At 55.3% G+C, this 26389-nt stretch carries 26 protein-coding genes and 1 other RNA gene; 19 read left to right on the top strand and 8 right to left on the bottom strand.

What is annotated here, in order from left to right; translation table 11 throughout:
• Positions 1-227: 227 nt before the first annotated feature.
• Both serA and ACWWFX_RS04035 read left to right on the top strand, forming a co-directional pair.
• Positions 228-1460: a phosphoglycerate dehydrogenase gene (gene serA / locus ACWWFX_RS04040; protein WP_276224201.1), complete on the top strand. Its 1233-nt coding sequence runs from the start codon at positions 228-230 to the stop codon at positions 1458-1460.
• A gap of 228 nt (positions 1461-1688) precedes the next feature.
• Positions 1689-1748 carry a type I toxin-antitoxin system Ibs family toxin gene (locus ACWWFX_RS04035; RefSeq protein ID WP_149463453.1) on the top strand — a complete coding sequence of 20 codons (60 nt, stop codon included), beginning with the start codon at positions 1689-1691 and terminating at the stop codon, positions 1746-1748.
• A gap of 100 nt (positions 1749-1848) precedes the next feature.
• On the opposite strand, the gene ACWWFX_RS04030 is transcribed toward ACWWFX_RS04035, so the two are convergent.
• The 3 genes from ACWWFX_RS04030 to zapA form a co-directional block, all read right to left on the bottom strand.
• Positions 1849-2445, bottom strand: a complete 597-nt coding sequence (locus ACWWFX_RS04030) for a 5-formyltetrahydrofolate cyclo-ligase (protein WP_473223270.1) — start codon at positions 2443-2445, stop codon at positions 1849-1851.
• A gap of 22 nt (positions 2446-2467) precedes the next feature.
• Positions 2468-2651, bottom strand: a non-coding RNA gene (ssrS, locus tag ACWWFX_RS04025) — 6S RNA.
• A 41-nt stretch (positions 2652-2692) separates the two neighbouring features.
• Positions 2693-3022 (bottom strand): cell division protein ZapA, encoded by a 330-nt coding sequence (gene zapA, locus ACWWFX_RS04020; protein ID WP_276224205.1) that lies wholly within the window; start codon positions 3020-3022, stop codon positions 2693-2695.
• Between the two features lie 160 nt (positions 3023-3182).
• On the opposite strand from zapA, the gene ACWWFX_RS04015 reads away from it, so the two are divergent.
• From ACWWFX_RS04015 to ACWWFX_RS03980, 8 genes are all read left to right on the top strand, one after another.
• On the top strand, positions 3183-3761 hold the full coding sequence (locus ACWWFX_RS04015) for a YecA/YgfB family protein (RefSeq protein ID WP_149463289.1): 579 nt from the start codon (positions 3183-3185) through the stop codon (positions 3759-3761).
• A gap of 154 nt (positions 3762-3915) precedes the next feature.
• On the top strand, positions 3916-5232 hold the full coding sequence (gene pepP / locus ACWWFX_RS04010; protein ID WP_473223269.1) for a Xaa-Pro aminopeptidase: 1317 nt from the start codon (positions 3916-3918) through the stop codon (positions 5230-5232).
• Positions 5229-6407: a 2-octaprenyl-6-methoxyphenyl hydroxylase gene (gene ubiH, locus ACWWFX_RS04005; RefSeq protein WP_473223268.1), complete on the top strand. Its 1179-nt coding sequence runs from the start codon at positions 5229-5231 to the stop codon at positions 6405-6407. The genes pepP and ubiH overlap by 4 nt, the downstream gene beginning before the upstream one ends.
• Positions 6408-6416: 9 nt before the next feature.
• Positions 6417-7619: an FAD-dependent 2-octaprenylphenol hydroxylase gene (ubiI, locus tag ACWWFX_RS04000; RefSeq protein WP_473223267.1), complete on the top strand. Its 1203-nt coding sequence runs from the start codon at positions 6417-6419 to the stop codon at positions 7617-7619.
• 408 nt (positions 7620-8027) lie between these two features.
• Positions 8028-9122, top strand: a complete 1095-nt coding sequence (gene gcvT / locus ACWWFX_RS03995; RefSeq protein WP_276224213.1) for a glycine cleavage system aminomethyltransferase GcvT — start codon at positions 8028-8030, stop codon at positions 9120-9122.
• Between the two features lie 26 nt (positions 9123-9148).
• Positions 9149-9538, top strand: a complete 390-nt coding sequence (gcvH, locus tag ACWWFX_RS03990) for a glycine cleavage system protein GcvH (protein ID WP_108475859.1) — start codon at positions 9149-9151, stop codon at positions 9536-9538.
• 125 nt (positions 9539-9663) lie between these two features.
• A complete protein-coding gene (gene gcvP, locus ACWWFX_RS03985) occupies positions 9664-12537 on the top strand; it encodes an aminomethyl-transferring glycine dehydrogenase (protein ID WP_276224217.1) in 2874 nt (957 codons plus the stop codon).
• Positions 12538-12593: 56 nt separating this feature from the next.
• Positions 12594-13337, top strand: coding sequence for an SDR family oxidoreductase (locus ACWWFX_RS03980; RefSeq protein WP_473223266.1), 744 nt, complete (start codon positions 12594-12596; stop codon positions 13335-13337).
• A gap of 186 nt (positions 13338-13523) precedes the next feature.
• On the opposite strand, the gene bglA is transcribed toward ACWWFX_RS03980, so the two are convergent.
• Positions 13524-14957: a 6-phospho-beta-glucosidase BglA gene (gene bglA, locus ACWWFX_RS03975; protein WP_473223265.1), complete on the bottom strand. Its 1434-nt coding sequence runs from the start codon at positions 14955-14957 to the stop codon at positions 13524-13526.
• A 119-nt stretch (positions 14958-15076) separates the two neighbouring features.
• Complete coding sequence (locus tag ACWWFX_RS03970) at positions 15077-15805, bottom strand: MurR/RpiR family transcriptional regulator (protein ID WP_456147627.1); 729 nt, start codon at positions 15803-15805, stop codon at positions 15077-15079.
• A 51-nt stretch (positions 15806-15856) separates the two neighbouring features.
• On the opposite strand from ACWWFX_RS03970, the gene yqfB reads away from it, so the two are divergent.
• Positions 15857-16189 (top strand): N(4)-acetylcytidine aminohydrolase, encoded by a 333-nt coding sequence (gene yqfB / locus ACWWFX_RS03965; RefSeq protein WP_473223264.1) that lies wholly within the window; start codon positions 15857-15859, stop codon positions 16187-16189.
• 142 nt (positions 16190-16331) lie between these two features.
• Positions 16332-16991, top strand: a complete 660-nt coding sequence (gene trhA, locus ACWWFX_RS03960) for a PAQR family membrane homeostasis protein TrhA (protein WP_276224224.1) — start codon at positions 16332-16334, stop codon at positions 16989-16991.
• Positions 16992-17087: 96 nt separating this feature from the next.
• Here the strand turns inward: trhA and ygfZ are convergent, their stop codons facing one another.
• Positions 17088-18068, bottom strand: coding sequence for a tRNA-modifying protein YgfZ (gene ygfZ, locus ACWWFX_RS03955; protein WP_473223263.1), 981 nt, complete (start codon positions 18066-18068; stop codon positions 17088-17090).
• Between the two features lie 247 nt (positions 18069-18315).
• Between ygfZ and sdhE the strand changes: the two genes are divergently transcribed.
• A complete protein-coding gene (gene sdhE / locus ACWWFX_RS03950; protein WP_015963128.1) occupies positions 18316-18582 on the top strand; it encodes an FAD assembly factor SdhE in 267 nt (88 codons plus the stop codon).
• Positions 18563-18979, top strand: coding sequence for a protein YgfX (locus ACWWFX_RS03945; protein ID WP_473223262.1), 417 nt, complete (start codon positions 18563-18565; stop codon positions 18977-18979). Before sdhE ends, ACWWFX_RS03945 begins: the two co-directional genes overlap by 20 nt.
• Here the strand turns inward: ACWWFX_RS03945 and fldB are convergent.
• The gene (fldB, locus tag ACWWFX_RS03940; protein WP_231826316.1) at positions 18976-19497 is read right to left on the bottom strand and encodes a flavodoxin FldB; all 522 of its coding nucleotides are present in this window, start codon (positions 19495-19497) and stop codon (positions 18976-18978) included. The genes ACWWFX_RS03945 and fldB overlap by 4 nt on opposite strands.
• A 102-nt stretch (positions 19498-19599) precedes the next feature.
• Between fldB and xerD the strand changes: the two genes are divergently transcribed.
• From xerD to lysS, 5 genes are all read left to right on the top strand, one after another.
• Complete coding sequence (gene xerD / locus ACWWFX_RS03935) at positions 19600-20496, top strand: site-specific tyrosine recombinase XerD (protein WP_149463303.1); 897 nt, start codon at positions 19600-19602, stop codon at positions 20494-20496.
• Between the two features lie 23 nt (positions 20497-20519).
• A complete protein-coding gene (gene dsbC, locus ACWWFX_RS03930; protein WP_015963132.1) occupies positions 20520-21233 on the top strand; it encodes a bifunctional protein-disulfide isomerase/oxidoreductase DsbC in 714 nt (237 codons plus the stop codon).
• 5 nt (positions 21234-21238) lie between these two features.
• The gene (gene recJ / locus ACWWFX_RS03925; RefSeq protein WP_473223261.1) at positions 21239-22972 is read left to right on the top strand and encodes a single-stranded-DNA-specific exonuclease RecJ; all 1734 of its coding nucleotides are present in this window, start codon (positions 21239-21241) and stop codon (positions 22970-22972) included.
• Between the two features lie 91 nt (positions 22973-23063).
• Positions 23064-24162 (top strand): peptide chain release factor 2 gene (prfB, locus tag ACWWFX_RS03920; protein WP_276224526.1). Its coding sequence is split into 2 segments (ribosomal slippage): positions 23064-23138 and positions 23140-24162, totalling 1098 coding nucleotides; the frame shifts between segments, so codons are not numbered across the junction.
• A 9-nt stretch (positions 24163-24171) separates the two neighbouring features.
• Positions 24172-25689: a lysine--tRNA ligase gene (gene lysS / locus ACWWFX_RS03915; protein ID WP_276224528.1), complete on the top strand. Its 1518-nt coding sequence runs from the start codon at positions 24172-24174 to the stop codon at positions 25687-25689.
• 135 nt (positions 25690-25824) lie between these two features.
• Here the strand turns inward: lysS and idi are convergent, their stop codons facing one another.
• Positions 25825-26385, bottom strand: a complete 561-nt coding sequence (gene idi / locus ACWWFX_RS03910) for an isopentenyl-diphosphate Delta-isomerase (RefSeq protein WP_473223260.1) — start codon at positions 26383-26385, stop codon at positions 25825-25827.
• Between the last annotated feature and the right edge of the window lie 4 nt (positions 26386-26389).

Here is a 26389-nt window from a genome sequence, read left to right as displayed (position 1 = left end):
TTACCCGCCTGATTTTGGTGACTTGTGTCACATTTCATAAAACCACTTCATTAACATCCCATCTAATTTCTTATGTGTAGCATTTTATGCTGACATTTTGCCCTGCGTGAAATTTCCGCGTGACGCACACGCAAACGTTTAGATTGCCGCGATAGTTTTTTTTGATATGTTGCTTAGGTGAACTTTCGTTCATCACAACATCAGTAAAACAAAGACAGGGCGGGGAAATGGCTAAGGTATCACTGGAAAAAGAGAAGATTAAATTTCTGCTGGTAGAAGGCGTACATCAGAAGGCTGTGGACAGCCTTCGTGCAGCAGGTTACACCAACATCGAGTTTCACAAAGGCGCGCTGGACAGCGAGCAACTGAAAGAGTCTATCCGTGATGCCCATTTCATTGGCCTGCGCTCCCGTACGCATCTGACCGAAGAAATTTTTGAGGCGGCGGAAAAACTGGTGGCGGTAGGCTGCTTCTGCATCGGCACCAACCAGGTTGACCTGAAAGCGGCGGCAAAACGCGGCGTACCGGTCTTTAACGCACCGTTCTCGAACACCCGTTCCGTGGCCGAGTTGGTGATTGGCGAACTGCTGCTGCTACTGCGCGGCGTGCCGGAAGCAAACGCCAAAGCACACCGCGGCGTGTGGAATAAACTGGCCGTGGGCTCTTTTGAAGCGCGCGGCAAAAAACTGGGCATTATCGGCTACGGTCATATCGGCACACAGCTGGGCATTCTGGCGGAATCGCTGGGGATGCACGTCTTCTTCTACGACATCGAAAACAAACTGCCGCTGGGCAACGCGACGCAGGTTCAACATCTCTCCGACCTGCTGAATATGAGCGATGTGGTCAGCCTGCACGTGCCGGAAAACGCCTCCACCAAAAACATGATGGGCGTGGAAGAACTGGCATTGATGAAGCCGGGCTCGCTGTTGATTAACGCCTCTCGCGGCACCGTTGTGGATATTCCGGCGCTGTGCGATGCGCTGGCGAGCAAACACCTGGCGGGTGCGGCGATCGACGTCTTCCCGACTGAACCGGCAACTAACAGCGATCCGTTTAACTCGCCGCTGTGCGAGTTTGATAACGTGATCCTGACGCCGCATATTGGTGGTTCAACGCAGGAAGCGCAGGAAAATATCGGCCTTGAAGTGGCGGGTAAACTGGCTAAGTATTCTGATAACGGCTCAACCCTTTCTGCGGTGAATTTCCCGGAAGTCTCGCTGCCGATTCACGGTGGCCGCCGCCTGCTGCACATCCATGAAAACCGTCCTGGTGTGTTAACCGCCATCAACCAGATCTTCGCTGAGCAGGGCGTCAACATTGCCGCACAGTACCTGCAAACCACGCCGCAGATGGGCTATGTGGTCATCGATATTGAAGCAGAAGAAGACGTGGCGCAGAAAGCGCTGCAAAGCATGAAAGCGATTCCGGGCACGGTTCGCGCACGCATGCTGTTCTGATTACCCTTCTCTAACGGGCGGGCCGCTGGCCTGCCCGTTCTTTCCCGCTCATCCTCTGCTGTTTTCCATTCTGAAACGTATGTAATCACCCTTTGCGAAGCGAGTCGTAAAAGGCAACTAAAGCCGCGCGACGGCGATTTTGCGCGCGTACGAAAGATTAGGATAGGGGCAGCATGATGCTAAAACGGGAAAGCCCCTACCGAAGCAGGGGCTCAAAGGAGAAGGGTTATGATGAAGTTAGTCATCATCCTGGTTATTCTGTTGATGATAAGCACGCCAGCTTTCTAAACAGTGTTCCAGAGGGAGGAGCAATCCTCCCTTACCCTTACTCACTAAATTAGGTCAAAGAATCAGCAAAGTCAATCGGGGCGGAGTGGGAAACTTCGCCCTACCACACCCAGGTTTTCGACGGCGTCACCACCGCTGGCAGAGGGATATCCCATTCTTCAACCGGCAAGCGTTCCACCAACTGACAATCGTGTGCGTAGCCTACCGGGCTGATGCCGTGTTGTTGCCAGTTTTGCAGCGTGCGATCGTAAAACCCGCCGCCCATCCCCAGCCGTTGCCCCTGTTCATCAAAGGCGACCAGTGGCGTGATTAGCACATCCAGTTTATCCAGCGGTAGCACATTGCGCACGTCCAGCTTCGGCTCGTGGATTTTTAGACGGTTTACCACCAGTTCGCTGTGTGGGTGATAGTGCAGAAACAGCAGGTTTCCAGGGCTGAAGGGATGAAGCACTGGCAGATAAACGCGTTTCCCCGCTCGCCAGAGTTGTTCTATTAGCGGTTGAGTGTCGAGCTCGCCATCAAAGGAAAGAAAGAGTGCGACCGTGCGCGCCATCACCATGGGCGGATACGCCATCATGCGGGTTGCGGCCTGTTCGCCAAAATCGATTTGCTGCTGTTCTGTTAGCTCGCGACGCCGTTGCCGAATCATCCTGCGGATGTCTTGTCGGGAAAGGGCGAGTTCAGGAAGTTGTGTCATAGGGGTTGGTAGTAAAAGAAGGGGAATCTCCGAGATGCCGCCGCAGGCTGTAACCCTTGAACCCTTGGTTCAAGGTGAATGTGTCGTCACAGTTTTAAGGCTTCTCGGACGGGCCGAGCATGCTCACCAACCATGGAGCGCCACATTCTTGTGGTATGAAATATCGGCTCAGGGGACTGGCCCGCTTGCGAACATCTCAGAGAAATTTTGTCTTCACAGTCACTCTACCACAGTAAACTGCAAAGTGTTATTCAAAGTTTTGCCCTGACTTTTCGGAGGCGCGACCCTGGTCAAGCAATGCCTGTTCAATGGTCTGCTGAAGCATCCGAATGCGCTGCTCCATACTGGAAGCGTAGTCGCGCGTCTTGGACTTTTCCTGAGTTAATTCATAGCTGATGTTCAACGCGGCGATGAAGACCAGCTGCTCAGTATTTGTGACTCTAGTGCGTTCTTTCAGATCTTGCAACCGCTGATTCAGATCGTCCGCAGCCTGATTCAAAGCATCCCTTTGTTCAGGCGGGCAATTCACGCGAAGCGAACGGCCAAAAATGTGAATATCGACGGGTTCTGCAGACATGCCACCTTCCTGCTGATTGACTGCGCGGCCTTCACACCCAGGATGCGAAGGGGCGACACTATAGCTACCCTGGTATGAACATACAAGCCCTTTTCTGGTATCACCAGGGTCCAAAGTGGTAGCATACCATGAATATTCCTCCCAACGATGATGAATGCGCATGTCTATACAGAACGAAATGCCTGGTTACACCGACGTGAACCAGTTACTGAACCAACAAGGGGTAGGCCTGACGCCTGCGGAAATGCATGGCCTCATCAGCGGGATGCTCTGTGGCGGAAACAGCGACAGCTCATGGCAGCCGCTGCTTCACGACCTCACCAACGAAGGGCTTGCCTTCGGCCACGAGCTGGCTGAAGCGCTGCGTACCATGCATGCGGTGACCAGCGATTCGCTGGAAGACGACGGTTTTCTTTTTCAGCTTTATCTGCCTGAAGGCGACGATGTCAGCGTGTTTGAACGCGCCGATGCGCTCTCTGGCTGGGTGAATCACTACCTGCTCGGGCTGGGCGTGTCTCAGCCGAAGCTGGATAAAGTGAAAGGCGAAACCGGGGAAGCGATTGACGATCTGCGCAATATCGCGCAGCTGGGCTACGACGAAGACGAAGACCAGGAAGAGCTGGAGATGTCGCTGGAAGAGATCATCGAGTACGTGCGCGTTGCGGCGCTGCTGTGCCACGATACCTTCACGCGCCCGCAGCCGACGGCGCCGGAAGTGCAAAAGCCAACGTTACACTAAATATTCAGGGTTGCGGGTCAATGTGCGTTCTGCCGGCTTTGCCCGATGGCGCTGCGCTTATCGGGCCTACAAAGTGATGTCGTCGAACGTAGGTCGGATAAGGCGTAGCCGCCATCCGACAAACCGTCCGCATTTTACGTATTAAGGAGATGTCATGACACAGCAAGAGTTTCTCCGTCGCCGTCAGACACTGCTGGCGCAAATGCAGCCAGGCAGCGCGGCGCTGATTTTTGCCGCGCCGGAAGTGACCCGTAGCGCGGATTCCGAGTATCCCTATCGCCAGAGCAGCGATTTCTGGTACTTCACGGGCTTTAACGAGCCGGAAGCCTTGCTGGTGCTGATTAAAAGCGATGACACTCACAACCACAGCGTGCTGTTTAACCGTGTTCGCGACCTGACGGCGGAGATCTGGTTTGGTCGCCGCCTGGGTCAGGATGCGGCCCCGGAAAAGCTGGGCGTTGACCGCGCGCTGGCCTTCAGTGAAATCAACCAACAGCTGTTCCAGTTGCTTAACGGTCTGGACACGATTTATCACGCGCAGGGTGAATACGCATGGGCCGATGAAATTGTCTTCACCGCGATGGACAAACTGCGCAAAGGTTCGCGCCAGAATCTGGTGGCCCCGTCCACAGTGATTGACTGGCGTCCGCTGGTGCACGAAATGCGTCTGTTCAAATCGGAAGAAGAGATTGCCGTGATGCGCCGCGCTGGCGAAATCAGCGCGCTGGCGCATACGCGCGCGATGGAAAAATGCCAGCCGGGGATGTTTGAGTACCAACTCGAAGGGGAAATTCTGCACGAGTTTACCCGCCACGGCGCGCGCTATCCGTCTTACAACACTATCGTTGGCGGCGGCGAAAATGGCTGCATTCTGCACTACACCGAAAACGAATCCGAACTGCGTGATGGCGAACTGGTGCTGATTGACGCCGGTTGCGAATACAAAGGCTACGCCGGGGACATCACCCGTACCTTCCCGGTGAACGGCAAATTTACCCCGGCGCAGCGCGCTATTTACGACATCGTGCTGGAATCGCTGGAAACCTCGCTCAAACTTTATCGTCCAGGCACCTCTATTCAGGAAGTCACCGGCGAAGTGGTGCGCATCATGATTACCGGCCTGCGCGATCTGGGTATTCTGCACGGTGAAGTCGATGAACTGATCGCGGAAAACGCCCATCGCCCGTACTTCATGCACGGCCTGAGCCACTGGCTGGGGCTGGATGTGCATGACGTCGGCGTTTACGGTGTGGATCGTTCGCGCGTGCTGGAACCGGGTATGGTGTTAACCGTCGAGCCGGGCCTGTACATCGCGCCGGATGCGGACGTTCCTGCGGAGTATCGCGGCATCGGCATTCGTATCGAAGATGACATTCTGATAACCGAAGACGGTAATGAAAACCTGACTGCCTCGGTAGTCAAACGCGCGGATGATATTGAAGCGCTGATGGCGGCGGCGCGTCGCTTATGAGCCTGATTATTGTTGGTGGCGGGATGACCGGCGCGACGCTTGCGCTGGCTGTGTCGCAGATGACCGGCGGGCGTTTACCCGTGCATCTGATTGAAGCGGCGGAAGTGGATTCCCTGCAACATCCGGGCTTTGATGCCAGGGCGATTGCACTGGCGGCGGGCACCTGTCAGCAACTGGCGAAAGTTGGTATCTGGCAGGCGATATCGAACTGTGCGACGGCAATCCATACCGTTCATGTGAGCGATCGCGGCCATGCCGGGTTTGTTACGCTGGAAGCAGAAGATTATCGCCTGCCTGCACTGGGCAACGTGGTGGAACTGCATGACGTCGGACAACGCCTTTTCGCGCTGCTGCGTAAAGCGCCTGGCGTGACGTTGCATTGCCCGGCGCGCGTAGCCAGCGTCAATCGCACCCAGGATGCCGTCAGCGTCACGCTTGAAAGTGGCGAGACGATCAACGGGCAGATGTTGGTGGCAGCCGACGGTTCCCGCTCAGCGCTGGGTGAACAGTGCGGCATTAGCTGGCAACAAGAACCGTATCAACAGCTTGCCGTTATCGCCAATGTCACTACCGCTGTGCCGCATCAGGGGCGCGCATTTGAACGCTTCACCGCGAATGGCCCGCTGGCGATGCTGCCGATGTCACAAGGGCGCTGCTCGCTGGTATGGTGCCATGCGCTGGAAAATCGTGATGAGGTGATGGGCTGGTCGGACGAACGTTTCTGCAATGAACTTCAGCAGGCGTTTGGCTGGCGCTTAGGACGCATTACACAGGCTGGCGCACGTAATGCGTATCCGTTGTCTCTCACCACGGCCACTCGGGCGGTATCACACCGTCTGGCGCTGGTCGGTAATGCGGCGCAGACGCTGCATCCGATTGCCGGGCAGGGCTTTAACCTTGGCCTGCGCGATGTCATGTCGCTGGCGGAACTGCTGGCGCAGGCGCATGACGCGGGTCAGGATATCGGCAGCTATGGGCTGCTGTGTCGTTATCAACGTCAGCGCGCGGACGATAAAGCCGCCACTATCGGCGTGACCGATGGTTTAGTGCATCTGTTTGCCAATCGTTGGGCCCCGCTGGTTGTTGGGCGCAATGTCGGTTTAATGGCGATGGAATTATTTACCCCGGCACGCGATGTGCTGGCGCAGCGTACGCTGGGCTGGGTAGCCCGTTAAGGAGTCAATGTGCAGAGTGTAGATGTCGCTATCGTTGGCGGTGGAATGGTGGGCCTTGCAGTTGCCTGTGGTTTACAGGGGAGCGGGCTGCGCGTCGCGGTGCTGGAACAGGCATTGCCCCAGCCGCTGGCGGCGGATGCGCCTCCGGCGTTGCGTGTGTCGGCTATCAATGCGGGTAGCGAAAAATTACTCAACAAGCTGGATGTATGGTCCGCAATTCTTGCCCACCGCGCCAGCCGCTATCACGGCATGGAAGTGTGGGATAAAGACAGCTTCGGGCGCATCGCCTTTGATGATAAAAGCCTGGGTTACGGTCATCTCGGCCATATCGTTGAGAACGCGGTGATCCACAACGCGCTGTGGGAAAAAGCACAGCGTTGTCAGGATATTACCTTAATGGCTCCCGCTGAACTTCAGCAGGTTGCCTGGGGGGAGAACGACGCATTTCTGACGTTGAAAGATAGCACGATGCTGACGGCGCGTCTGGTTGTGGGGGCCGATGGCGCAAACTCCTGGCTGCGTAATAAAGCGGATATCCCGTTAACCTTCTGGGATTATAAACATCACGCGCTGGTGGCAACCATTCGCACCGAGGAACCGCATGATGCCATCGCCCGTCAGGCATTCCATGGCGAAGGTATTCTGGCCTTCCTGCCGCTTTCCGAGCCACATCTTTGCTCGATAGTCTGGTCGCTGTCGCCGCAGGAAGCTGAACGGATGCAGAAGGCCGATGAGCATACATTTACCAAAGCGCTCAATATCGCTTTCGACAATCGCCTCGGTTTGTGTACGCTTGAAAGCGAGCGTCAGGTTTATCCGCTGACCGGGCGTTACGCGCGTCAGTTCGCGGCGCACCGTCTGGCGTTAGTCGGCGATGCGGCGCATACCATTCATCCGCTGGCCGGGCAGGGCGTTAACCTGGGCTTTATGGATGCGGCGGAACTGATTGATGAAGTTCGTCGTCTGCACGCGCAGGGTAAAGATATCGGCCAGCATTTCTATCTGCGCCGCTATGAGCGCAGCCGTAAACACAGTGCCGCGATGATGCTGGCCGGCATGCAGGGTTTCCGCGAACTCTTCGCGGGCGAGAACCCGGCGAAAAAACTCCTTCGTGATATCGGCCTGAAACTGGCGGATACCTTGCCAGGGGTTAAACCGCAATTGATTCGTCAGGCCATGGGTCTGAATGACCTCCCTGAGTGGCTTCGTTAACTGCGTCACACTTCTTCTCCCGGCGCTCTGCCGGGAGATCCTTCCTCTCGTTTGAAATATTCTAATTTCACGCCTTTTTTCGCATTAGTTTTTCTAATTCAGCGTTTTTGAGATAACGAAAAACACGCCTCGTTTTCCGCACTAAATATGGTTTTATGCTAAATGCTTGCGCATGAATGTTAATTATATGTGGTGCTATTCGCATTTTTATAGCGAATAACTCTGTAAGCTTTTTGGCTGATTTTGACCATAAGCTAATCTGATGACCCGCCTTTGCTTATGGTTTACTGCCGATTTCGGTGGTAAGTTCAGGCAAAAGAGAACGTTTGCGTCGGGGCCTGTTCGCGGTGTCGACGCCGGGTTTTTGTAATGGAAAGTGGTTGGCTTTGCTTACTCAACGAGGACAAGATGGCACAACAAACGCCTTTGTATGATCAACACGTTCAGTGCGGCGCACGCATGGTGGATTTCCACGGCTGGATGATGCCGCTGCATTACGGCTCGCAAATTGATGAGCACCATGCGGTGCGCACCGACGCCGGGATGTTTGATGTGTCGCACATGACCATCGTCGACCTGCACGGCAGCCGCACCCGCGAGTTTCTGCGCTATCTGCTGGCAAACGACGTTGCCAAACTGACGAAACCCGGCAAAGCGCTTTATAGCGGCATGCTAAATGCCTCGGGCGGCGTGATTGACGACCTTATCGTCTACTACCTCACCGAAGATTATTTCCGCCTCGTTGTAAACTCCGCCACCCGCGAAAAAGACCTCTCCTGGATCACCCAACACGCTGAACCTTTCGCCATTGAAATCACCGTTCGTGATGACCTGTCGCTGATTGCGGTACAGGGGCCAAATGCCAAAGCAAAAGCCGAAACCCTGTTTAGCGATGAACAGCGAAAAGCCGTTGAGGGCATGAAGCCGTTCTTTGGCGTACAGACGGGCGATTTGTTTGTGGCCACCACCGGCTATACCGGTGAAGCAGGATACGAAATTGCGATGCCGCGCGAGAAAGCCGCCGATTTTTGGCGCGCGCTGGTTGAAGCGGGTGTAAAACCGTGTGGTCTGGGCGCGCGCGATACGCTGCGTCTGGAAGCCGGGATGAATTTATACGGCCAGGAGATGGATGAAGGTATCTCTCCGCTGGCGGCCAACATGGGCTGGACCATTGCCTGGGAACCCGCCGACCGCGACTTTATCGGTCGTGAAGCGCTGGAGATGCAGCGTGAAAAAGGCACCGAGCAACTGGTTGGCCTGGTGATGACCGAAAAAGGCGTGCTGCGCGGCGAACTGCCGGTGCGTTTCACCGACGCTCACGGCAACGCGCTGGAAGGCGTGATCACCAGCGGGACATTCTCCCCGACGCTCGGTCACAGTATTGCACTGGCACGCGTGCCAGAAGGCATTGGCGAGACGGCCATCGTGCAGATTCGTAACCGTGAAATGCCGGTAAAAGTCACCAAACCTGTTTTTGTGCGCAACGGCAAAGCCGTCGCGTAATTCCCCCCTTTTCTGGAGATTTTTTGATGAGCAACGTACCTGCAGAACTGAAATACAGCAAAGAACACGAATGGCTGCGTAAAGAAGCCGATGGCTCTTACACCGTGGGCATCACCGAACACGCACAGGAATTACTGGGCGATATGGTGTTTGTTGACCTGCCTGACGTCGGCGCGACCGTTGCCGCGGGCGATGACTGCGCAGTGGCGGAATCCGTAAAAGCGGCGTCCGACATCTACGCGCCAATCAGCGGTGAAATCGTCGCGGTTAATGATGAACTGAGCGACTCGCCGGAGCTGGTCAACAGCGAACCGTATGCGGGCGGCTGGATCTTCAAAATCAAAGCCAGCGACGAAGCGGAAGTTGCCGCGCTGCTGGATGCGACGGCCTACGCAGCACTGTTAGAAGACGAGTAACCGTTTTTCTCCCTCTCCCTCAGGGAGAGGGCCGGGGTGAGGGTGCCAATGTGTCCCTTACCCTATCCCTCTCTCCAGGGGAGAGGGCATTCTAAAATCACCGCACGTTTCAGGAACCATCGCTCATGACACAGACTTTAAGCCAGCTTGAAAACCGTGATGCTTTTATCGAACGTCACATCGGGCCGGACGCTCAGCAACAGCAGGAGATGCTGAAAACGGTTGGCGCGGATTCATTAACTGCACTGATTTCCCAAATCGTGCCGAAAGATATCCAGCTTGCCACCCCGCCACAGGTGGGCGACGCGACGACAGAATTCGCCGCACTGGCGGAGCTGAAAGCGATTGCCGGACGCAACAAGCGCTTTAAGTCTTACATTGGCATGGGCTATACCGGCGTCCAGCTGCCGCCGGTTATCCAGCGCAACATGCTGGAAAACCCGGGCTGGTACACCGCGTACACCCCTTATCAGCCGGAAGTTTCGCAGGGCCGCCTTGAGTCGCTGCTGAACTTCCAGCAGGTCACGCTGGATCTGACCGGCCTGGATATCGCCTCCGCCTCTCTGTTGGATGAAGCGACTGCCGCCGCCGAAGCGATGGCGATGGCAAAACGCGTCAGCAAACTGAAAAATGCGAATCGTTTCTTTGTTGCCGCTGACGTTCACCCGCAGACACTGGATGTAGTTCGCACACGTGCAGAAACCTTTGGTTTTGATGTGATTGTTGATGATGCCAGTAAAGCGCTGGATCACCAGGATGTCTTCGGTGTGCTGTTGCAGCAAGTGGGCACCACCGGCGAAGTTCACGATTACACGTCGCTGATGGCTGAACTGAAATCCCGCAAAGTCGTAGTAAGCGTTGCCGCTGATTTTATGGCGCTGGTGCTGTTAACCGCACCGGGTAAACAGGGCGCAGACATTGTTTTCGGCTCAGCCCAACGTTTCGGCGTACCGATGGGCTACGGTGGCCCACACGCGGCGTTCTTTGCCGCGAAAGACGAATTTAAACGCTCTATGCCGGGCCGTATTATCGGCGTATCGAAAGATGCGGCGGGCAATACCGCGCTGCGCATGGCGATGCAGACCCGCGAGCAGCATATCCGCCGCGAGAAAGCGAACTCCAACATTTGTACTTCTCAGGTTCTGCTGGCGAACATTGCCAGCCTGTATGCCGTCTTCCACGGCCCGGTTGGCCTGAAACGTATCGCTAATCGTATTCATCGCCTGACCGATATCCTGGCGACCGGTCTGCAGCAGAAAGGGCAAAAACTGCGCTTTACACACTTCTTCGACACCCTGTGTGTAGAGGTGGCGGACAAAGCCAGCGTGCTGGCGCGTGCCGAAGCGGCAGAAATCAACCTGCGCAGCGACATCCACAACGCGGTGGGCATTACGCTTGATGAAACCACCACTCGTGATGATGTGTTGAAACTGTTTAGCGTGATCCTCGGTGATAATCACGGGCTGAATATCGACACGCTGGATAAAGACGTGGCGCTGGATAGCCGTTCGATCCCGGCGGCGATGCTGCGCGATGACGCGATCCTGACCCATCCGGTGTTTAACCGCTACCACAGCGAAACCGAGATGATGCGCTATATGCACTCGCTGGAGCGTAAAGATCTGGCGCTGAATCAGGCGATGATCCCGCTGGGTTCCTGCACCATGAAACTGAACGCGGCCGCCGAGATGATCCCGATCACCTGGCCTGAATTTGCCGAACTGCACCCGTTCTGCCCGGCAGAGCAGGCGGAAGGGTATCATCAGATGATCGGCCAGCTTTCGGACTGGCTGGTGAAACTGACCGGTTACGATGCGGTTTGCATGCAGCCGAACTCCGGCGCGCAGGGCGAATACGCGGGCCTGCTGGCTATTCGCCACTATCATGAAAGCCGCAATGAAGGGCATCGCGATGTGTGTCTGATCCCGGCATCCGCGCACGGTACTAACCCGGCTTCCGCACAGATGGCGGGAATGCAGGTTGTCGTGGTTGCCTGTGATAAACAGGGCAACATCGACCTGGCCGATCTGCGCGCGAAAGCCGAGCAGCACGGCGAGAGCCTCTCCTGCATCATGGTGACCTACCCGTCCACGCACGGCGTGTATGAAGAGACGATCCGCGAAGTGTGTGAAATTGTGCATCAGTTCGGCGGCCAGGTTTACCTTGATGGCGCGAACATGAACGCGCAGGTCGGTATCACCTCGCCGGGCTTTATCGGCGCAGATGTCTCGCACCTTAACCTGCACAAAACCTTCTGCATTCCGCACGGCGGCGGCGGCCCTGGTATGGGGCCGATTGGCGTGAAAGCGCATCTGGCGCCGTTCGTTCCGGGCCACAGCGTGGTGCAGATTGAAGGCATGCTGACCCGTCAGGGCGCGGTCTCTGCCGCTCCGTTCGGTAGCGCCTCTATTCTGCCGATTAGCTGGATGTACATCCGCATGATGGGCGCAGAAGGGCTGAAGCAGGCAAGCCAGGTGGCGATTCTGAATGCCAACTACATTGCCAGCCGTCTGAAAGATGCTTTTCCGGTGCTGTATACCGGTCGCGAAGGACATGTAGCGCACGAATGTATTCTTGATATTCGTCCGCTGAAAGAAGAAACCGGCATCAGCGAACTGGATATCGCTAAGCGTCTGATCGACTACGGTTTCCATGCGCCGACCATGTCCTTCCCGGTTGCGGGTACGCTGATGGTTGAACCGACGGAATCGGAAAGCAAAGTGGAGCTGGACCGCTTTATCGATGCGATGCTGGCTATCCGTGCGGAAATCGACCGTGTCAAAGCAGGCGAGTGGACGCTGGAAGATAACCCGCTGGTGAACGCTCCGCACACCCAGAACGAGCTGGTCTCTGAGTGGAATCACGGTTACAGCCGCGAAGTGGCGGTCTTCCCGGCAGGCGTGGAGAACAAATACTGGCCGACCGTGAAACGTCTGGATGACGTCTATGGTGACCGCAATCTGTTCTGCTCCTGCGTGCCGATGAGCGAATACCAGTAACTTATTCGGCTATGCTTTTAAGGGCGCTTCGGCGCCCTTTTTTATGGGAGACAGTCATGGGAATTGCACTGGTAACCGGCGCGAGTCGGGGAATTGGCAGGGCTACTGCGCTGCAGCTGGCGCAGGAAGGGTATAGCGTTGCCGTCAACTATCGGCATAACGTGCAGGCGGCAGCCGACGTGGTGCGTGAGATAAACGAAGCCGGTGGCGAGGCTTTCGCCCTGCGTGCTGACATCAGCGATGAATCGCAGGTAGTGGCGATGTTTGAGGCTTTAGACAAGCACAATCAGCCGCTGGTGGCGCTGGTGAACAACGCGGGCATCCTGTTTCAACAAAGCCGCGTGGAAGCGTTAACGGCAGATCGCATCAACCGCGTGCTGGCGACCAACGTGACAGGATTTTTCCTCTGCTGTCGCGAAGCGGTTAAACGGATGGCGCATCAGCATGGCGGCGTGGGTGGGGCTATCGTGAACGTCTCTTCTGCGGCGGCGCGTTTGGGGGCGCCGGGCGAGTATGTGGACTATGCGGCGTCGAAAGGGGCGGTGGATACCTTAACCACCGGGTTAGCGCTGGAGGTGGCGGCGCAGGGGATTCGGGTAAACGGCGTGAGGCCAGGGTTTATCTACACCGAAATGCACGCCGATGGCGGCGAGCCGGGGCGGGTTGACCGGGTGAAATCGGTGTTGCCGATGCAGCGAGGTGGTCAGCCGGAAGAGGTCGCGCAGGCGATTGTCTGGCTGTTAAGCGATAAAGCGTCGTATGTGACAGGGAGTTTTCTCGAGCTGGCGGGCGGGAAGTAGTTTGTTGTCGGGTGGCGGCTGCGCCTTACCCGACCTACAACGTGCGGGCGGGAAGTGAGGTTTTTTGTTTCCCTCCCTCACCCTAACCCTCTCCCACAGGGAGAGGGAACCGATCGAGCGGGTCTAAAGAACTGCGCTGGTTTTTACCCTCTCCCTGCGGGAGAGGGCAGGGTGAGGGGGCCGTTTTTAAAGCGTCTCTCCGTTGCTGGCAATCACCGCTTTGTACCACTCAAAACTTTTCTTGCGTGAGCGCGACATGTCGCCCGTGCCGTCGTCGTGCTTGTTGACGTAAATAAAGCCGTAGCGCTTACTGTACTGGCCGGTGGTGAACGATACGCAATCGATGCAGCCCCACGGCGTGTAGCCCATTAAATTTACGCCATCGTAGGTCACCGCTTTCATCATCTCTTCCACGTGCGCGCGCAGGTAGTCGATGCGATAGTCATCGTTGATGCTGCCGTCTTCTTCCACTTTGTCATACGCGCCGAAGCCGTTTTCGACAATAAACAGCGGTTTCTGGTAACGCTCATACAGCTCACACAGCGAGTAACGCAGGCCCACCGGGTCAATCTGCCAGCCCCAGTCGGAGGCCTTAACGTGCGGGTTTGGCACGCTGCCTTCGAAGCCGGAAATGGCATCGCCGCTGCCGCCTTCGGCTTTAACCGCGTTGGTCATGTAATAGCTGAAACCGAGATAGTCGCAGGTGCCTTCGCGCAGAATGGCGTCGTCGCCCTCTTCCATTTTGATGGTAAAGCCTCGGCGTTCCCACTCGTTCAGCACATATGACGGGTAGTAGCCGCGCAACTGAACGTCGGTAAAGACATAACGTTCACGCATTGATTCCTGAGCAAACATCACGTCTTCCGGTTTGCAGGAGAACGGATAGAGCGCCACCATCGCCAGCATGCAGCCGACTTTCATTTCCGGGTTGATGCGACGCGCCGCTTTCACCGCCAGCGCGCTGGCGACGAACTGGTGATGCAGCACCTGATACATGGTTTCTTCCGGGTTTTCATGCTCGGTGTAGACCACGCCGGAGCAGCAGTAACCGAACAGCGGCGCTCGCCAGTTACGCTGGTTGTTGATTTCGTTGAAGGTCATCCAGTATTTGACCTTGTGCTTGTAGCGCTCGAAAACAACCTCAGAGAAACGCACAAAGAAATCAACCACTTTGCGGTTGGTCCAGCCGCCGTATTCCTGCACCAGGTGCAGCGGCATCTCGAAGTGGGAGAGGGTGATAACCGGTTCGATGTTGTATTTCAGCAGCTCATCGAACATGTCGTCGTAGAATTTTAAGCCTTCTTCATTCGGCTGCGTTTCGTCGCCTTTCGGGAAGATTCGCGTCCAGGCGATAGAGGTACGGAAGCATTTGAAGCCCATCTCAGCAAACAGTTTGATGTCTTCTTTGTAATGGCTGTGAAAGTCGATGGCTTCGTGGTTTGGGTAGTATTTCCCGGGAACCACTTCCTGAGTGATTTCGCGCGGTACGCCGTGTGCGCCGCCGGTCAGTACGTCGCAAATGCTCGGGCCTTTGCCGCCTTTATTCCAGCCGCCTTCAACCTGATGCGCTGCGACCGCGCCGCCCCATAAAAAATCTTTCGGTAAGGTCAGTTTTTTCATTGTTGCTATACTCACTCGTTAATGCAATTAAAGTGAGTCTAACAAAGGGTATCGAAAAGTCACGATATAACAAATGTTGCGCCGTGTTATATGTTACATCGAAAAAACACCCTGTATTTTTATGCTAATTTCTTCGCCAGTTTACGGCCCAGAGACTCCAGAATATAAACTACCGGGATCTGCGTCGTAATATCATAAACGCCACCAATGCGCGTTTGTGGGAAATGCCAGGAGAGGTTAAAGTCAGCGAGTTTAGCCAGACGGGAATGTTCGTGGCTGGTTATTGACATCACTTTGCAGCGATGCAGACTGAACTGGCTGGCAAAGCGCAGGATCTCCTCTGTTTCTCCGGAAACGGATAACACAATTGCCAGGGCGTTTTTAGCCATATCGTTGGTTACCGGAAAATACGGATCATCAATGTGATTACTGAATTTACCGATATTCGAGAAAAAGCGTGCGCCATATTTTGCCAGCGAGCCCGAAGTGCCCGCGCCAACGAAAATAATACGTTCCGAAGATAGTATTATATCGACGGCATCATCAAGTAATTTATCAAACTCGTCATTGTTGACGCTTTTAAAAAAGCCAATAATTTCACTGGCGCCAAAATTAGCCTGTTGCGGCTCGTTTTGTTCCAGATACAATTTAAAACGTACACGAAATTCAGAGTAGCCGTCGCAGTTGAGCTTGCGACAGAAACGCATCACCGTGGTGGTAGAAACGCCTACCGCGTCCGCCAGTTCGCGAATGGTCATGTACATCACTTTGTCGCGGTTTTTGATAACGTAGTGATAGACCATCATCTCAAGATTATTGAGGCTGGCAACGGCGGTGTGGGTAAAAATGCTCACGGTGGCGATACTCATAAAATTTATAGATCTTTAAGGAATAGTACCATGCAGCCCAACGACATCACTTTTTTTCGCCGTTTTCAGGACGATATTCTGGCAGGGCGGAAAACGATTACCCTGCGTGACGATGCGGAGTCTCATTTTAAGGCCGGAGATATTTTACGCGTCGGACGTTATGAAGATGATGGCTACTTCTGCACCATCGAAGTGCTGGCCACTTCGCGCATTACGCTTAATACGTTAACGGAGTGGCACGCGCAGCAGGAAAACATGACGCTTGCCGAACTGCGTCGGGTGATCACCGACATTTACCCAGGCCAAACGGCGTATCACGTGATTGAGTTCAAATATCTTCATAAAAATGATGAACAAGTGTGAGGTGAATCATTTTTATAACTTTATGATTTTTCTCAATTTACAAATTTACATCTTTTTATTTTAGCGAACAGGTGTTCACTGGAATCATTCTCAGTTACGCTAGGGGCGTTTAACAGATTGTGTTGTTCACCCGGAGTACGTAATGGACCAGAAGCCGCTCATTAAACAGGGTTACTCGTTGGCAGAGGAAGTTGCCAACAGCATCAGCCATGGAGTGGGTTTTGTATTTGGTATTGTGGGGCTGGTTCTGCTGCTGGTGCAGGCGGTGGATACCAACGCCAGCGCAATGGCAATCACCAGCTATAGCCTTTATGGCGGCAGCATGATTTTGCTGTTCCTTGCCTCGACGCTGTATCACGCCATTCCACATCAGCGGGCCAAAATCTGGCTGAAGAAATTTGACCACTGCGCTATCTATTTGCTGATTGCGGGGACCTATACGCCATTTTTGCTGGTGGGCCTGGATTCACCGCTGGCGCGCGGGTTGATGATTGTTATCTGGAGCCTGGCGCTGCTGGGGATCTTGTTTAAGCTCACCATCGCGCACCGCTTCAAAGTGTTGTCGCTGGTCACCTATCTGACGATGGGCTGGCTGTCGCTGATCGTGGTGTATCAACTGGCGATTAAGCTGGCGATTGGCGGGGTGACGTTGCTGGCGGTTGGCGGAGTGGTATATTCGCTGGGGGTAATTTTCTACGTCTGCAAGCGTATTCCCTACAACCACGCTATCTGGCACGGCTTTGTGCTGGGCGGCAGCGTGTGCCACTTCCTGGCGATTTATTTGTATATTGGGCAAGCGTAGTTGATTGCCGGATGGCGCTTCGCTTATCCGGCCTACAAACTGCATCATGCCTGTCGTAGGCCGGATAAGGCGAAGCCGCATCCGGCACTGACACCATTACTCTTCCAGTGAATACGGCAGCGGCTCAATGCTCAAGGTGTTGGCATCGTCGCGCACGCGGAAGATGCTGTCCGGTTCCATATCGTTATTCATCACCGCCTGCACCAGCAGTCGGCCATCATCAAGCTGTACCGCGGCTAAAACGGTACCGGTACGGCGCCAGTTCTCGCCCATCTTCAGTTCCAGGTCTTCCCCGGCTTCCGGTACGCGGCTGGCCGTTCCCGCCAGTGACCACAACGCGCGTTTGTTGGCGCCACGGAATTTGGCGCGCGCCACCATCTCTTGCCCGGTGTAACAGCCTTTCTTAAAGCTGATACCGCCCAGCGCCTGAATGTTGGTGGCCTGCGGAATAAACTGCCCGCTGTTGGCTTCATCGATAACCGGCAGGCCCGCTTCGATGTTCAGCGCCAGCCACTGTTGACTGTTGTTGAGCTGTGCTTCGCCGCGCAGGGCGTCGGTGACACGCGTGGCGGTGGCTTCGTCGGTGACCAGCAGGAAACGCTCATCGGGATGAGCAAACCACAGCAGTGAGGTTTCGCCTTCCTGCACCAGCGGCTTGTCGGCATCCGGCAGTTCGGCAAACAGATTCGCCAGCGCCGCGCGCGCCTGGAAGCCCGCTACGCCAAGCAGCACCAGCGTATCGTTCGGCTCGATAACCACTTTGGAGAACACCGCGTACTTTTTCAGCTGCGTCAGCTGTGCGTCGCGCAGGCTGCGGCGTTCGATCCAGGCGAAACCCTCGTTACGGCGAAACAGGCGCAGGTTGCTCCACATCTTGCCTTTGGCATCGCAATGGGCCGCTAGCAGATGCTGATTGACGCCCAGTTCCGCGACATCGGCGGTAACCTGGCCTTGCAGATACTTTTCACTGTCGGCACCGGTAAGGGTCGCCAGCGCCCAGTCATCAAGTGTCATAAGCGTCAGCGGTAAACGCGCAGAAGCGGAAGGCTGACGAGGAGGAAAAGGTGTAAAAGCCATAGTGATGTCCTGAATTGCTTAACGCACGGGTAGATAACTCATGGTAAAAGAGATGGTCATCAATGCAAGTGCTTTCAACAGCCGATTCGTGCCCTGACGCGCGGTTTGCGATAAGGTACGCAGGCAACCTGAAAATCCATTTTGTTTGCGTGGGTTTTCTGAATGTTGCCCGCGATTAACGAGATTGCTGTAAAGTAAGTGCAAAAAACACGTTAAACTAATGACATCGTTATGCTGGAAGGAAATTATGGACATCAATAATAAAGCCCGTATCCACTGGGCATGCCGTCGCGGTATGCGTGAGCTCGATATCTCCATCATGCCGTTTTTCGAGCATGAGTACGATTCGCTGAGCGACGGTGACAAAGCGATTTTTATTCGTCTGCTGGAGTGCGACGATCCAGATTTGTTCAACTGGCTGATGAATCACGGTAAGCCGGCGGATGCTGATCTTCAGCGCATGGTGCATTTAATTCAGACTCGGAATCGGGAACGTGGTCCTGTGGCAATCTGATTTACGCGTCTCCTGGCGCTCACAATGGCTTTCTTTATTGCTCCACGGCCTGGTGGCGGCCTTCATATTGCTGATGCCCTGGCCGTTGAGCTACACCCCGCTGTGGTTGTTATTGCTGTCGCTGGTGGTGTTTGACTGCGTACGCAGCCAGCGGCGCATCAACAGCCATCAGGGGGAAATTAAACTGCTGATGGATTCTCGTCTTCGCTGGCGCGATCAGGAGTGGGAGATCCTCGGGCATCCGTGGGTCCTGAATTCCGGCATGATGCTGCGTTTACGCAGGCTGGCCAGCCGTCGTCGTCAGCATTTATGGATTGCGGCAGACAGTATGGATGCAGAAGAGTGGCGCGACCTGCGGCGTATCATGATGCAGCAGCCCGCGCCGAGTAAGCATTAAGAGAATTGTTCGGCCATTTCGCCAAGAATTTGTTCGCACCAGTTCTGAATACGTTCATCGCTCAGGTCGTACTGGTTGGTTTCGTCGAGTGCGAGGCCAACAAACAGTTGACCGTCGGCGATGACCGGTTTCGGGCTGGTGAATTCATACCCTTCGGTCGGCCAGTAGCCGACAAACTTCACGCCTTTGGTCGCCAGTTTATCGTGCAGCATGCCGAGCGCGTCCAGGAACCATTCGCCGTAACCTAACTGATCGCCCATACCATAGAGCGCAACAATTTTGCCCTCAAGATTCAGCGTATCCAGTTGTTCCCAGATGGCTTCCCAGTCTTCCTGAATCTCACCGAAATCCCAGGTTGGAATGCCGAGGATCAGCACATCGTACTGCTCCATGAGCGCCGGAGCGTCATCTTTCACATTGTGCAGCGTCACCAGTTCCGGGCCGATGATGTCGCGAATTTTCTCCGCCGCCATTTCGGTGTAGCAGGTACTGGAACCATAAAAAAGGCCGATGTTCATAACGTAAAGGTCTCGATTCTTGCTGTGACTATGCCGCCAGTGTACCAGAACACGCATAGAATCATGCATAATGGTGCCGATGAAACAGGCAAAGGGGCGAACGTGGAACAGGATCTCGCACGAATCGAACAATTTCTCGATGCGCTGTGGCTGGAGCGCAATCTTGCCGAAAACACGCTGAGCGCCTATCGTCGCGATCTCACTATGGTGGTCGAATGGCTGGCCCATCGCGGCCTGACGCTTGATACCGTGCAGCATGATGATTTGCAAAATTTGCTCGCGGAACGCCAGCAGGGTGGGTATAAAGCCACCAGTTCGGCGCGTCTGTTAAGCGCTATGCGTCGCTTCTTCCAGCATCTTTATCGCGAGAAAGTGCGCGCCGATGACCCCAGCGCTTTGCTGGCCTCACCAAAGCTGCCGCAGCGTTTACCGAAGGATTTAAGTGAAGCACAGGTTGACCGGCTGTTGCAGTCGCCGGTGACCGATATCCCGCTGGAGCTGCGCGATAAAGCGATGCTTGAGGTACTCTATGCCACCGGCCTTCGCGTCTCTGAGCTGGTCGGGCTGACGATGAGCGATATCAGCCTGCGTCAGGGCGTGGTACGCGTCATTGGTAAAGGCAACAAAGAACGCCTCGTGCCGCTGGGGGAAGAAGCGGTATATTGGGTGGAAACGTATCTGGAACATGGTCGCCCGTGGTTGCTCAACGGGGTCTCGATAGACGTTCTGTTCCCCAGCCAGCGCGCGCAACAAATGACGCGCCAGACGTTCTGGCATCGCATTAAACACTATGCTCAACTGGCGGGTATCGACAGCGAAAAGCTCTCCCCGCACGTGTTGCGTCACGCATTTGCCACCCATTTGCTCAACCACGGCGCAGATTTGCGTGTGGTGCAGATGCTGTTAGGCCATAGTGATTTATCGACAACACAAATTTATACGCATGTGGCGACAGAGCGACTGCGACAACTTCATCAACAGCACCACCCACGCGCGTGATGCTGACTACAAAGGACGAGTTCATGAAAAAAGGTTTAGTGATGTTTACCCTGCTGGCGGCGGCTTTTTCCGCTACCACCCACGCGGATGATGCGGCGATTAAACAGTCGCTGGCTAAACTGGGCGTTCAGAGTACGGATATCCAGAATGCGCCGGTGGCGGGCATGAAAACCGTGCTGACCAACAGTGGCGTGCTGTATGTCACCGAAGATGGCAAACACATTATCCAGGGGCCGATGTATGACGTGAGTGGCGCGCAGCCGGTTAACGTGACCAATCAACTGCTGATGACGCATCTCAACGCCCTGGAAAAAGAGATGATTGTCTACAAAGCGCCAAAAGAGCAGCACGTGATTACCGTCTTTACCGATATCACCTGCGGCTATTGCCACAAGCTGCATGAAGAGATGAGCGACTACAACGCGCTGGGTATCACCGTGCGTTATCTCGCCTTCCCGCGCCAGGGCATTCAGAGCCAGGCCGAGCAGGATATGAAAGCGATTTGGTGCGCGAAAGATCGCAACAAAGCGTTCGATGACGCAATGAACGGCAAAGGCGTACAGCCTGCCAGCTGCGATATCAACATCGCGGATCACTACGCGCTGGGCGTGCAGTTTGGCGTCAACGGCACACCGGCGATTGTCCTGAACGATGGCTACGTTGTGCCGGGTTATCAGGGGCCGAAAGAGATGAAAGCCTTCCTCGACGAACACAAAAAACAGACCAGCGGTAAATAATTCGCGTGAAACCACAGATTCAACTTCGCCGCCGCGAGGCGGTTGATTCAGATTCGCTGCCCGCTGATTTACCGCCGCTGCTGCGTCGTTTGTACGCCAGCCGTGGTGTGACGTCGGCGGACGATCTGGAGCGCGGCCTGAAGGGCATGCTGCACTGGCGCACGTTAACGGGCGTCGAAAAAGCCGTTGAGATGCTGCACGATGCGTTCGAGAAAAACCTGCGCATAATGGTGGTGGGCGATTATGACGCCGATGGCGCAACCAGCACCGCGTTGAGCGTGCTCTCGCTGCGTGCGATGGGCTGCCATAACGTGGAATATCTGGTGCCGAACCGTTTTGAAGACGGTTATGGCCTGAGCCCGGAAGTCGTCGATCAGGCGCACGCACGCGGCGCGCAGATGATCATGACGGTAGATAACGGGATCTCTTCGCACGCGGGCGTCGATCACGCGCATGCGTTGGGGATCAGCGTGCTGGTGACCGATCACCACCTGCCGGGGGAGACGCTGCCGGCTGCCGATGCGATGGTTAACCCAAACCTGGTGGACTGTCCGTTCCCATCGAAATCGCTGGCGGGCGTGGGCGTGGCGTTCTACCTGATGCTGGTGCTGTGTAATCACCTGAAGGCGAAAGGCTGGTTTGAATCGCGCGGTATCGCGGTGCCGAAGATTGTCGAGTTCCTCGATCTGGTGGCGCTGGGTACGGTTGCCGACGTGGTGCCGCTTGATGCCAATAACCGCATTCTGACCTGGCAGGGCCTGAGCCGTATTCGTGCGGGCGTGTGTCGCCCTGGCATCAAAGCCTTGCTGGAAATAGCTAATCGCGACCCGCAAAAGCTGGTGGCGAGCGATCTCGGTTTCGCACTCGGCCCGCGTCTGAACGCGGCCGGTCGACTGGACGATATGTCGGTGGGCGTGGCATTGCTGCTGAGCGAAAACCTCGGCGAAGCCCGCATGCTGGCAAATGAACTCGATGCACTTAACCAGACGCGCAAAGAGATTGAGCAGGGCATGCAGGCGGAAGCGCTGACGCTGTGCGAAAAGCTGGAGCGCAGTAGCGACACACTGCCCGGCGGGCTGGCGATGTATCATCCTGAATGGCATCAGGGCGTGGTGGGTATTCTCGCCTCGCGTATCAAAGAGCGTTTCCATCGCCCGGTGATTGCCTTTGCGCCTGCCGGAGACGGCATGCTGAAAGGTTCTGGCCGTTCGATTCAGGGGCTGCATATGCGCGATGCGCTGGAGCGCCTGGACACGCTCTATCCAGGCCTGATGATGAAGTTTGGCGGCCACGCGATGGCTGCCGGTTTATCGCTGGAGGAAGCGAAGTTCGATGAGTTCCAGCAGCGCTTTGGCGAACTGGTCACCGAATGGCTCGATCCGGCCCTGTTGCAGGGGGAAATTCTTTCGGATGGCGAACTCTCCCCACAAGAGATGACGCTGGACGTGGCGCAGATGCTGCGTGAAGCCGGGCCATGGGGGCAGATGTTCCCGGAACCGCTATTTGACGGGCATTTTCGTCTGCTGCAACAGCGCATTGTCGGTGAACGTCACCTGAAGGTGATGGTGGAACCGGTGGGCGGCGGCCCGCTGCTGGACGGCATCGCGTTTAACGTTGATACCGCCTGCTGGCCGGATAACGGCGTGCGCGAAGTTAAGCTCGCTTACAAGCTCGACATCAACGAGTTTCGCGGAAACCGCAGTTTGCAGTTAATCATCGACAATATCTGGCCAATTTAGCGCCAGTAATCGCTATAAATAAGGGCGCAGATCCGGTAAAATCTCGCCCTTATAACCGCATTTTGACTCGTCCATTAAAAGAAAACAGACCATGTTTGAAATTAACCCGGTAAATAACCGCATTCAGGACCTCACGGAGCGCTCTGACGTTCTTAGGGGGTATCTTTGACTATGATGCCAAGAAAGAGCGTCTTGAAGAAGTAAACGCCGAGCTGGAACAGCCGGACGTCTGGAACGAACCTGAGCGCGCACAGGCGCTGGGTAAAGAGCGTTCCTCTCTGGAAGCCATTGTTGAAACTCTCGACCAAATGTCGCAGGGTCTGGAAGATGTTTCTGGCCTGCTGGAACTGGCGGTTGAAGCTGACGATGAAGACACCTTCAACGAAGCTGTTGCTGAGCTGGACGTGCTGGAAGAGAAGCTGGAACAGCTGGAATTCCGCCGCATGTTCTCCGGTGAATACGATAGCGCCGACTGCTACCTGGATATCCAGGCCGGTTCCGGCGGCACCGAAGCGCAGGACTGGGCCAGCATGCTTGAGCGCATGTATCTGCGTTGGGCCGAAGCGCGCGGCTTCAAAACCGAGATCATCGAAGAATCTGAAGGTGAAGTTGCGGGTATCAAATCCGTCACTATCAAGATTTCCGGTGATTACGCGTACGGCTGGTTACGTACTGAAACCGGCGTTCACCGCCTGGTGCGTAAGAGCCCGTTCGACTCCGGTGGACGTCGCCACACCTCTTTCAGCTCTGCGTTTGTTTACCCGGAAGTGGATGACGATATTGATATCGAAATCAACCCGGCTGATCTGCGCATCGACGTGTATCGTGCGTCAGGGGCGGGTGGTCAGCACGTTAACCGTACGGAATCCGCGGTACGTATTACCCACATTCCGACCAATACGGTAACGCAGTGCCAGAACGACCGTTCTCAGCACAAGAACAAAGACCAGGCCATGAAGCAGATGAAAGCAAAGCTTTATGAACTGGAAATGCAGAAGAAGAACGCGGAGAAACAGGCGATGGAAGACACCAAGTCTGATATCGGCTGGGGTAGCCAGATTCGTTCTTATGTCCTGGACGACTCCCGCATCAAAGACTTGCGTACCGGTGTAGAAACCCGTAACACGCAGGCGGTGCTGGACGGCAGTCTGGATCAATTTATCGAAGCAAGTTTGAAAGCAGGGTTATGAGGAACCAACATGTCTGAACAACACGCACAAGGTGCTGACGCGGTAGCTGACCTTAACAATGAACTGAAAGCGCGCCGCGAGAAGCTGGCAGCACTGCGCGAGCAGGGCCTCCCGTTCCCGAACGATTTCCGTCGCGACCACACCTCAGACCAACTGCACGCTGACTTCGACGCCAAAGAGAACGAAGAGCTGGAAGCGCTGAACATCGAAGTGTCCGTTGCTGGCCGCATGATGACCCGCCGTATCATGGGTAAAGCCTCTTTCGTGACCTTGCAGGACGTGGGTGGCCGCATTCAGTTGTACGTTGCCCGTGACGATCTGCCGGAAGGCGTTTATAACGAGCAGTTCAAGAAATGGGACCTCGGCGATATCCTTGGCGCGAAAGGTAAACTGTTCAAAACCAAAACCGGTGAACTGTCTATCCACTGCACCGAGCTGCGTCTGCTGACTAAAGCGCTGCGCCCGCTGCCGGACAAATTCCACGGCCTGCAGGATCAGGAAGCGCGCTATCGCCAGCGTTACCTGGACCTCATCTCTAACGATGAATCCCGCAAAACCTTTAAAATCCGCTCTCAGATTATGGCCGGTATCCGCCAGTTCATGGTTGCCCGCGACTTTATGGAAGTGGAAACCCCGATGATGCAGGTGATCCCTGGCGGCGCGTCTGCCCGTCCGTTCATCACCCACCACAACGCCCTGGACCTGGACATGTACCTGCGTATCGCGCCGGAACTGTACCTGAAACGTCTGGTCGTTGGCGGCTTCGAACGCGTGTTCGAAATCAACCGTAACTTCCGTAACGAAGGTATCTCCGTACGTCATAACCCAGAGTTCACCATGATGGAACTCTATATGGCGTATGCGGATTACAAAGATCTGATCGAGCTGACCGAATCTCTGTTCCGCACTCTGGCGCAGAACATCCTCGGTACTACCGAAGTGCCTTATGGTGAAGAAACCTTCGACTTCGGCAAACCGTTCGAAAAACTGACCATGCGCGAAGCGATCAAGAAATACCGTCCGGAAACGGATATGGCGGATCTGGATAACTTCGATTCTGCAAAAGCGATTGCGGAAAGCATCGGTATTAAAGTTGAGAAGAGCTGGGGTCTGGGCCGCATCGTGACCGAAATCTTCGAAGAAGTGGCCGAAGCGCACCTGATTCAGCCGACCTTCATCACTGAATACCCGGCAGAAGTGTCTCCGCTGGCGCGTCGTAATGACGTTAACCCGGAAATCACTGACCGCTTTGAATTCTTCATCGGTGGCCGTGAAATCGGTAACGGCTTTAGCGAGCTGAACGATGCAGAAGATCAGGCGCAGCGCTTCCAGGATCAGGTTGATGCGAAAGCCGCAGGCGACGACGAAGCGATGTTCTTCGACGAAGACTACGTAACCGCGCTGGAACACGGCCTGCCGCCGACTGCGGGTCTGGGTATCGGTATCGACCGTATGGTGATGCTGTTCACCAACAGCCACACCATCCGCGATGTGATTCTGTTCCCGGCGATGCGCCCGGTGAAATAAATCACTGAGATGTGAAAAAGCCCCGATGTGTGAGCATCGGGTTTTTTTTTACCCCCTCACCCTAACCCTCTCCCTAAGGGAGAGGGGACAGATAGTGCTGGTGGTTGAGACTGGTGCAGGTTTTCTCCCTCTCCCTTAGGGAGAGGGCAGGGGTGAGGGGACAAACCGCGCCAGCTTATCCCGCGCTTCTTGCGAACGATACTGCAATACCATCCATGGGCTGAATGCCCACGGTGTGGCAGCCAGCGCCTGAAAAAGCGCATCTAATGAAACCCAGTGACTATCCATCACTTCGTCCGGGTTTAATGCAATGGCATTGGTTAACCTTGCCGCATACACCGGGCAGACTTCGTTTTCCACAATGCCGCTGGCGTCTGTTTCGCAATAACGAAATTCAGGATACACCGGAGTAATGTCGGTGAGCGCCGCGCCGACTTCGAAACGGCAGCGACGGGTAATCGCCTGCTCGAAGGTTTCATCTAATTGAGGATGACCGCAAACAGAGTTAGTCCAGACGCCCGGCCAGGCTTTTTTACTGAGCGAGCGTCGGGTAATCAGAACCTGGCCTATGTTATCGAAAATCCAGCAGGAGAAGGCGAGGTGGAGAGGCGTGGTGGTGGTATGCGCCGCATATTTCTCCAGCGTGCCGGTCGTATTTCCCAGCTCATCCAGTAATATGACGTGTTCCTGTCGCATGGTG

This window comes from Pseudocitrobacter sp. 2023LY-00077, from assembly GCF_055796175.1.
Note: the sequence above shows the minus strand (reverse complement) of the source record. Positions and strands in the feature narration are given on the sequence as shown.